Below are 7,583 nucleotides of genomic sequence, written 5' to 3' on the forward strand. Positions count from 1 at the left end.
TTGAATTTTAATAAATTTAATTTCAAATTGACTGGTTACACATTATTTCCATAGTGGTTATGGTGGTTACAGTATTCACAAAAAAGTCGCCAAATCTTTAAGCTAGATTTGACGACTTTTTTATAAATTTATGTTTTTTCAGGAATTTCAATTCCATTGATAACATAAAAACGCCCTTTATCACGTTTTTGGTGTTTCCAACGCTTTTCATCTAATCGTTTCAACCACCCCAAATCACACAAAACCTGACACGCTTTTTGAACATCAATGCCCTGAAAAATTTCCTGTTCAAATACCGCAGGAACTATCCAATATTGGGTACTCTTGCCATAATCTACTTCCCTGAAATACCCTGCATGGTGTGGCGATGTGGTTTTTGCGTCCCATTGAGCAAAACGCCCATTATCCGCGTTCAGTTGCATGAAGTCCGCCATTTTCTTGATGATTTTCAAATCTTCCTGTTTACCAGCCCCTGTTCGGTTGAGCCAATCATCAAAGCACTTTTGCACCATTAACATACCCATACCTTGTTGAATACCTGTGATAGAACGCGACATTTCCAACGCTGTTGCCACCAATGAAAAGCGTTTAGCAACGCGTCCAACTTGCCCTTGATGTAATTCATCAGGTAGCCGAGCCAAAAATTCAGCTTGAATTTCGCGTATTCTTTGGGTGCTTGTACTGTTCAAAATGCTTAACCAAGCGCGTCCAACTGTGCCATACTGCCGTTCAACCACATCTTGCAAATGATTGGACAACTCCGCACCATTTTTGAAACCATGCAAGTTTTCAAAAACACCATGTACCGTTGAAGCTGGGATACTTGGTAAACGTACCGCCTGACCTGCTTCCCAAGTACCACCGTTTTTCTCAATATAGCTGTTTAAGGCGTATTCGCCTGTGGAAAACAGCAAAATCCGCCATTCCGATTGTGGGCGGTTGCCACCGTCTTTATTGGCTTGAATTTTAGATTTGCCATTGATGACGGAGTAAGCGGTTTTAGAAATGGTTTGCGCGTTGGCTTCGCCGATTTCGTCCAGTACCAAAAAATTATCATTGCGCGTTAAAGCGGCATTGGAAAAGCCCAAATCTGTACCGCGCCACGACAACGCCAAAATTTGAGGATTACCCCACACACTCAACCCAACTTTGGCAACGGTGGTTTTACCGTCCGAGCTATCGCCATAGATGTGAAAACCGCCGTTTTGTTCGCCAGTCAAATACAAAAGCGGAGCGGCTAACGCTGTGCCGATTGCTAAACACAAACGGCTATTGTCGCTCATGTATTTGCCGATTTGCTCTTTCCACTCGTTCAGGCTGCCTGAAACGGTATAGGCGTGGGATTGGCTCGTATCGCCGTTATAAATGGCTTGTTGAATTGAGTGATTTTTACTGATAATGTCGCCATTTGGCAGAATATAAGCGGATTTATCGGCATTCCAGCCAGCTTTATTGCAAACGATAAATTCAGGCGCACCATCGCATTCTGTTTGCAAATAGTCTGACAAAAGCTCACGTTTGCGTTTGCCTGACAAAATGGCGATACCCTTTGATTGCAAATTCAGCCAGCTTGCAGACGTGCCGATTTCGCCCATGCTCAAAACCGCTTTTTCTTTTTGATAGGTAATTGGGTCAGTCCATTGGATAACGCGATAGTGATTTTTGTATTCGTCCAAACCGCGCCCAATGATTTCTATGCAATCCGACAAACGGATAGGGGCTTGCGGTACGTTATCTTTGATTGGCGTACAAAATACCCCCTGCGGATTAACTTCAAAATATTGATTATGGCTCATGTTGTGGTATAATTATTCGTAAGTTTAACGGGCAGCAAATTTGTATTGCTGGCTACTTAAAAGTCCTTTGGTTGCCGCCAAAGGACTTTATTTATTTCTCCAAAACCCTTGTGTCATGGAGATTTTTTAATGCCGTTCCAATTTCATACGATACGGAAATTTGGGCATTGTCCTTTTTGCCATAACGGTTTTTGATTTGTGAAATTGTGCCTTGTGAACAATTACAAAATTCCGCTATTTCTTTCTGTGTCATTCCAATGTTTTGAATATCTTGAATGATTTTAGACCAATCCATTTGTATCAATCCTTGTGTTGCTGTGCTTAAATAAGCACGATTTTAATTAGAAAACTAATAAAATTCAAGTAAAAAAATAATTGCACAAACATTTAGACTTGATGATTTATCAAAAAATAGGATAAATCATCATGGGTACAAATTTCGCAGAGCGTGTAAAAGAACGCCGCACCGAATTAGAATTAAGCCAATCAGCATTAGCCAAAAGAGCAAAAGTCAGTCAGGGGACAATCGCACAAATTGAATTAGGATTAAGTCAGGGGTCAGGAAAAATTGTGGACTTGGCATTTGCATTAGGCGTTAGTCCTGAATGGCTGCTATATGGTAAAAATCCCCCAAGTGAATTAACCAAATCAGCCGATACGCAAACCAGTTCGGATTTTGTTACCAATACTGCTAGTGGTATCGCATTAAAGAAAAGCCTTTGTGTATCAAAAAATTGGGATTGTGAATATTTAGAATTTATGAAAGCAAATGATGAAAGTATGTCGCCCACCATTACTACTTTTGATGATGTTGTCTTCAATCGTTTGGAGACCAATAAACAGGAAAATGGGATTTTTGTAATTAAACGGACGAGTGGAACAATCATCATCAGAAGATTAATTTTAGATTCATCTCAACGTTGGATTTATCGGAGTGATAATTTAGATAAAACACGCTATTCAGATGTGTTTGAAAATATTGGCGATGAGATTTTAGGTCGGGTTGTATGGCGTGGAGGGGACAACTCTTTTAATTAATTTTATGCTCCATTTAAAAATATTGGTGTGCTTTTCCCACACCAATATTTTTTTTTGCCAAATTATTAAAATTCTAATTGACACAACTTAATTAGATTGCTAATATTCAATTATTGAAGTAATTAACGGTTCTTTAACAATTCAGTAACGCAAGTAACCCAACTTCCCTGATTGATTTCAGAAAGTAAGTCGTGTGATTGGGTTACAGGCTGCATTCAATCAGCCCCAAGCAGTTGAAATGTCCGTGCATACGGGTAGCGCGTTGTGCGTCCGTGAATTAGGCGGCAATTTGAACGTATCTTGTTTAATTGGGACGTATTCCCAATGCTGGAACATATCTACGGAATTGTTCTAACGCTATCGGCAGTATGGATAAGCGAATACAAGGTTTCAGGCAGCGTTGAGCCATGCTCCGCGATGAAACATTGTCTGTTCTTTATTTGCTTTTTTGAAGCAATTTCAATTCATTTTCATCATATTTTTGTGCTGTCCGATTATTTCAGTTGTGCTTTTTTAGGCAACCTGAAATGGTCGGACAGTTACAAAACAAAATTAAAAAAATTAAGGATTTACCATGAAAAAGATAAATCAAAATTTGGCGCGTATTTTGCGCCCAATTGCTGCTACCAAATATAAAGAGCAGCGCAATCACATTCACAAACAGTTCAAAAAAATGCTGGCAAATGGCATGAGCCGCGAAACCGCGTTGGCACACGCGCAATTTAGCGTGGACAGCTTGACTGGCAACTACGACAAAATTACCTATGATGATTTGAACAAGGAAATCATCACATTGGTACGCGAGCGTAACGGTCTTGTTGAAGTGATTGCCGTATGCCGTCCGCCGAAAAATGGGCGCGGTCAGGCAACGCTAGAAATGGTCGGAAGTAAGAAAAAACGTAAATTGCCAAATGTGCGAGCAGCGTATGAGCGTTTGCGGAAAAGTATTTATCGCCGCTATCCGAACACTTATTTTTCTGATGAAAAAGTGTTTAAGGCTGCCTGAAATGGTTGCAAATCCAAGCTAATTCGTTGGTTTTGATTGAGTTGGCTTGAGTGTGTAACCATATTCCCAAAAAGGATTAAATATGAATAAAATCAAACTATTGGAAAGAATTTCAGATAATTTACTGGAATTGCGTGAATTATATGGTGGCAACTCTGGTTTTGATGAATTACTGGAGAAACTAGATGATGACGTTTGTACCTTGAAAATCCTTATCAAGGAAAATCAAGGGAATTGAAGTTTAACCAACCTACTTTCAGGAGTGTTTTATCATGAAAATGAAAAACTTGCTGGCAGCGACTGTGGTTTCTGCCACTTTTTTTGCGCCGATGGTCGCATCAGCTAACCCATTACCACAATCGGCTACGCCTCTTCCAATGGCTTCAGGCGATTTACTGACTGGGGATAAACGTTTAGCGTGTGAAGCGGTTTTGTGCTTGTCTAGTGGCGAGCGTCCGAGCGAATGCGCTTCTTCTTTGAGACGCTATTTTTCCATCAAATTTAAAAAACCACACAAAACGATTTCAGCGCGTAAAGATTTCCTGAAATTGTGTCCGTCCAGCAATGAGCCGAATATGCCCAAACTGATTGATGCGTTGGCGAATGGCGCAGGGCGTTGTGATGCGACTGAACTCAACCGCGTAATGATGGCAACCTATCGCGTACAAGAGTGTACACGCATTAGTCGGCACAGTAACAGTTGTTCGTGGGTAACAAAATCGTATGTTCGTAATGCGTTGCCGTCCTATTGTTCGGCATACTTCAATCACGAATGGACGACTACAGGCGACAAAATCCGTTTTGTGGGTACGGAAAAACAAGGCGGTCGCTGGGTGGACGTGAAATAATTTTCAGGCTGCCTGAATATTCTCAAACATTCTTTTTTTGATAAACAAATAGCCCCTTATCGGCACATAAGGGGCTTTCACATAAGGATAATCTTATGCAAGAAGTTCACATGGTAGCACAAGGCAAGGGCGGTGTGGGGAAATCTTTAATCAGTAGTTTTATTGCCCAATATTTGCAACCCAAAACAGCAGAATTGCATTGCTACGATACCGACCCAGTTAATCCGACTTTCAGCCACTATCAGGCTTTAAATCCCAAAGTCGTGAACATTCTGACCGAAGACAACAACATCAACACACGCTTTTTTGATGATTTGCTGGAAGATTTGTTGAATTTGGACGGTATCGCGGTGGTGGACAATGGAGCGGCAACATTCGTTCCCTTAATGTCATACATGGCGGAAAACGATGTGGCGGATATGCTGGCTGAAAACAATGTCCGCCTTGTCGTGCATATTCCTGTAACAGGTGGACAAGCCTTGAATGAATGCTTGAAAGGCTTGAACCAAAGTTTGCAAACCATTAACGCGGAATTTGTGATTTGGCTCAACGAACACAACGGCAAAGTGGAGCAAGACGGCAAATCATTTGAAAAATTTGGCATTTACCAACAATATCAAGATGATATTTTGGGTGTTGTGAAGCTGGAAAGTTTTTCGGCGGATACCTACGGACAAGACATTGCTCAAATGACATCGCTCAATTTGACCTTTGAAGAAGTGAAAACCTCCCCCGATTTCCGAATTATGGCAAAAAATCGGCTCAAAAAATTCAAAGAATATGTTTTTGAACAATTAGATGCCCTACCATTAACCGATGCGGAAATTCATCATGAACCCACAACAGAATGATGAAATCCAAAAAATTATTGTCTCGGTATTTGAATTAACAGGTTGTAAGGTATCGGCAGATGACCCGATTGTTGCAATGATGTTAATTCAACGCCGCGAAATGGCGGAACTGGTCGCGCAACACGAAGCCCAACAGCAATTTTTCCTTGATGAATTGACGAAAAAAGCCAATGCGATTGTCGGCTCGGCGGACGCATTCAGCCAACAAAAAAATTTGGTTATTCAGGAAATTTTGCATACCAACACACAAACGCTGGCTGAAAACGAAAGCAAATTGTTTGCCCAAGTCAGCAAGCGCATTCAAGACCAATTTAGTGAAATGTCGGTGGATTTGTTCAAAAACTTGGAAACACGCACCTTTCGCTTGATGATGATTTTGCTGGTGGTACAGGTGGGTGTGTTGATTGCGTCATTGATTTTGTAATGGCTCGGGCAGTTTGGATTTTTTCAGGCTGCCTGAATTTTGTTCAAAAGGAAAATTAATATGGATAAAGATGAAAACGGGTTTGGGATTATATTAGGTTTTGCCATAGCACTTTCCATAATAGTTTCGCTGATTGCATGGATTACTCCAAGCCAAAAAGAAGTTGAAATTATAGAAAAATGCCAACTAATTAAACAGGATATATCAGTTAGAAAATCACACTATCGTTGTGCTGATGGCGTGGAATATATCCTTAATAGGCTACCTAAACAGGAAAAACCATGAAAACCTACACCGTAACCGAAGCTGCCAAACTCGCCCATTGCCACCCAGAAACCCTACGCGAATACATCAGAGCAGGAAAACTGGTTGCAGCAAAAATCGGGCGCGCCTATTGTATTCGTCAGGCGAAACTTGACGAGTTTCTTCAATCACTTGAAAATGATGTCGTACAGACATCACTTCAACAACGGAGTGAACAACAATGTCAAAAAAGCAAAGTAAAAACAAAGGTCTCTATCAAAGAGACGGCATTTGGTATCTTGACATCAGAGCAGGCAATCAGCGAATTAGACGCTCTACTGGCACCAGCGACAAGGCGAAAGCCCAAGCGTACAGAGTACAGTTAGAACATGAAATTTGGCAGCAACAGCGTTTAGGTGTGCTGCCAAAACATTTATGGGACGAAGCCGCAGCCAAATGGATTAAGGAGAAACAAGACAAAAAGAGTATTGAAGACGATATTTGTCGCATTCGGCAATTAACCGCCTTGCGTGGTCGGTATTTGCAAGATTTAGACCGCAAAACCATTATGAAAGTAGTAGGCGATTTACCATGTAGTAATAGCACCAAAAACCGCTATTTGGCGTTAATTCGTTCCATTTTGAACAAATGCGTGAATGAATGGGATTGGTTGAGTAAAGCTCCCAAACTCACATTGTACAAAGAGCCGAAAAAACGCATTCGCTGGCTCAAACCGCAGGAAGCCCAAAAATTGATTCATGCCTTTGAAAATTTGCCCTATATGCAGCACATGATTATTTTTTCGCTGGCAACAGGTTTGCGAAAGAGTAATGTGTTGAATTTAAAATGGGAACAGATTGATTTGAAACGGCGTATCGCATGGATTTATCCTGATGAGACCAAAAACAGTCAGGCTTTGGGCGTACCGCTTAATCAGGTGGCATTGCAGGTTTTGGCAGTCCGACAGAGAACCACGCCTTTTGTTTTTAATAACAGCAAAGGGCAACCTGTAAAAGCGGTCAGTCATCGTATTTGGAAAAAAGGCTTGAAAGAAGCTGGAATTAGTAATTTCAAATGGCATGACTTGCGGCATACTTGGGCAAGTTGGTTGGTGCAAAGTGGCGTACCGCTTTTGGCTCTGAAAGAAATGGGCGGTTGGGAAAGTTTGGAAATGGTGCAGAAATACGCACATCTTTCATCACAACACTTGCAAGACCACGCGGATAATTTGCTGTTAAATTGGGACACAATTTGGACACAGTCCAAAAAATCCGACAATTTGGATAGCAAAGAAAAAAGCCTAAACAACTGTTTAGGCTTGTAAAATTTGGTGGGTCGTGAGCGATTCGAACGCTCGACCAACGGATTAAAAGTCCG

At 41.1% G+C, this 7,583-nt stretch carries 11 protein-coding genes; 9 read left to right on the forward strand and 2 right to left on the reverse strand.

The window, feature by feature from the left end:
- Positions 1–128: 128 nt before the first annotated feature.
- Together Q338_RS05695 and Q338_RS05700 are read right to left on the reverse strand one after the other, a co-directional pair.
- Positions 129–1,796 (reverse strand): DUF927 domain-containing protein, encoded by a 1,668-nt coding sequence (locus tag Q338_RS05695; RefSeq protein WP_034292930.1) that lies wholly within the window; start codon positions 1,794–1,796, stop codon positions 129–131.
- Between the two features lie 91 nt (positions 1,797–1,887).
- Positions 1,888–2,091, reverse strand: a complete 204-nt coding sequence (locus Q338_RS05700) for a helix-turn-helix domain-containing protein (RefSeq protein WP_034292931.1) — start codon at positions 2,089–2,091, stop codon at positions 1,888–1,890.
- Positions 2,092–2,222: 131 nt separating this feature from the next.
- On the opposite strand from Q338_RS05700, the gene Q338_RS05705 reads away from it, so the two are divergent.
- The 9 genes from Q338_RS05705 to Q338_RS05735 all read left to right on the forward strand — a co-directional run bounded on the left by Q338_RS05705 (position 2,223) and on the right by Q338_RS05735 (position 7,530).
- A complete protein-coding gene (locus Q338_RS05705; RefSeq protein ID WP_034292933.1) occupies positions 2,223–2,834 on the forward strand; it encodes an XRE family transcriptional regulator in 612 nt (203 codons plus the stop codon).
- A 574-nt stretch (positions 2,835–3,408) separates the two neighbouring features.
- Entirely contained in the window at positions 3,409–3,840 is a 432-nt protein-coding gene (locus tag Q338_RS05710) for a hypothetical protein (protein WP_034292935.1), read from the forward strand.
- 82 nt (positions 3,841–3,922) lie between these two features.
- Complete coding sequence (locus Q338_RS14415) at positions 3,923–4,078, forward strand: hypothetical protein (protein WP_156961042.1); 156 nt, start codon at positions 3,923–3,925, stop codon at positions 4,076–4,078.
- Positions 4,079–4,112: 34 nt separating this feature from the next.
- Positions 4,113–4,688, forward strand: a complete 576-nt coding sequence (locus Q338_RS05715; RefSeq protein ID WP_034292937.1) for a TrbM/KikA/MpfK family conjugal transfer protein — start codon at positions 4,113–4,115, stop codon at positions 4,686–4,688.
- A gap of 95 nt (positions 4,689–4,783) precedes the next feature.
- On the forward strand, positions 4,784–5,539 hold the full coding sequence (locus Q338_RS05720) for a P-loop NTPase family protein (RefSeq protein WP_034292938.1): 756 nt from the start codon (positions 4,784–4,786) through the stop codon (positions 5,537–5,539).
- Entirely contained in the window at positions 5,520–5,963 is a 444-nt protein-coding gene (locus Q338_RS05725; protein WP_034292939.1) for a hypothetical protein, read from the forward strand. Before Q338_RS05720 ends, Q338_RS05725 begins: the two co-directional genes overlap by 20 nt.
- Before the next feature lie 60 nt (positions 5,964–6,023).
- On the forward strand, positions 6,024–6,248 hold the full coding sequence (locus Q338_RS05730; RefSeq protein ID WP_034292940.1) for a hypothetical protein: 225 nt from the start codon (positions 6,024–6,026) through the stop codon (positions 6,246–6,248).
- Entirely contained in the window at positions 6,245–6,592 is a 348-nt protein-coding gene (locus tag Q338_RS14050) for a helix-turn-helix domain-containing protein (protein WP_084693545.1), read from the forward strand. The genes Q338_RS05730 and Q338_RS14050 overlap by 4 nt, the downstream gene beginning before the upstream one ends.
- Positions 6,532–7,530, forward strand: coding sequence for a site-specific integrase (locus tag Q338_RS05735; RefSeq protein ID WP_156961043.1), 999 nt, complete (start codon positions 6,532–6,534; stop codon positions 7,528–7,530). The genes Q338_RS14050 and Q338_RS05735 overlap by 61 nt, the downstream gene beginning before the upstream one ends.
- Positions 7,531–7,583: the final 53 nt, after the last annotated feature.

This window comes from Alysiella crassa DSM 2578 (assembly GCF_000745955.1).
In the GTDB taxonomy this organism is placed as follows: domain Bacteria; phylum Pseudomonadota; class Gammaproteobacteria; order Burkholderiales; family Neisseriaceae; genus Simonsiella; species Simonsiella crassa.

What these genes read in the sequence shown, in the direction of transcription:
- Q338_RS05725 (WP_034292939.1), top strand. Translation starts at nt 5,520, where the DNA reads ATGAACCCACAACAGAATGATGAAATCCAAAAAATTATTGTCTCGGTA.
- Q338_RS14050 (WP_084693545.1), top strand. Translation starts at nt 6,245, where the DNA reads ATGAAAACCTACACCGTAACCGAAGCTGCCAAACTCGCCCATTGCCAC.
- Q338_RS05695 (WP_034292930.1), bottom strand. Translation starts at nt 1,796, where the DNA reads ATGAGCCATAATCAATATTTTGAAGTTAATCCGCAGGGGGTATTTTGT.
- Q338_RS05700 (WP_034292931.1), bottom strand. Translation starts at nt 2,091, where the DNA reads ATGGATTGGTCTAAAATCATTCAAGATATTCAAAACATTGGAATGACA.
- Q338_RS05730 (WP_034292940.1), top strand. Translation starts at nt 6,024, where the DNA reads ATGGATAAAGATGAAAACGGGTTTGGGATTATATTAGGTTTTGCCATA.
- Q338_RS05715 (WP_034292937.1), top strand. Translation starts at nt 4,113, where the DNA reads ATGAAAATGAAAAACTTGCTGGCAGCGACTGTGGTTTCTGCCACTTTT.
- Q338_RS05710 (WP_034292935.1), top strand. Translation starts at nt 3,409, where the DNA reads ATGAAAAAGATAAATCAAAATTTGGCGCGTATTTTGCGCCCAATTGCT.
- Q338_RS05705 (WP_034292933.1), top strand. Translation starts at nt 2,223, where the DNA reads ATGGGTACAAATTTCGCAGAGCGTGTAAAAGAACGCCGCACCGAATTA.
- Q338_RS14415 (WP_156961042.1), top strand. Translation starts at nt 3,923, where the DNA reads ATGAATAAAATCAAACTATTGGAAAGAATTTCAGATAATTTACTGGAA.
- Q338_RS05720 (WP_034292938.1), top strand. Translation starts at nt 4,784, where the DNA reads ATGCAAGAAGTTCACATGGTAGCACAAGGCAAGGGCGGTGTGGGGAAA.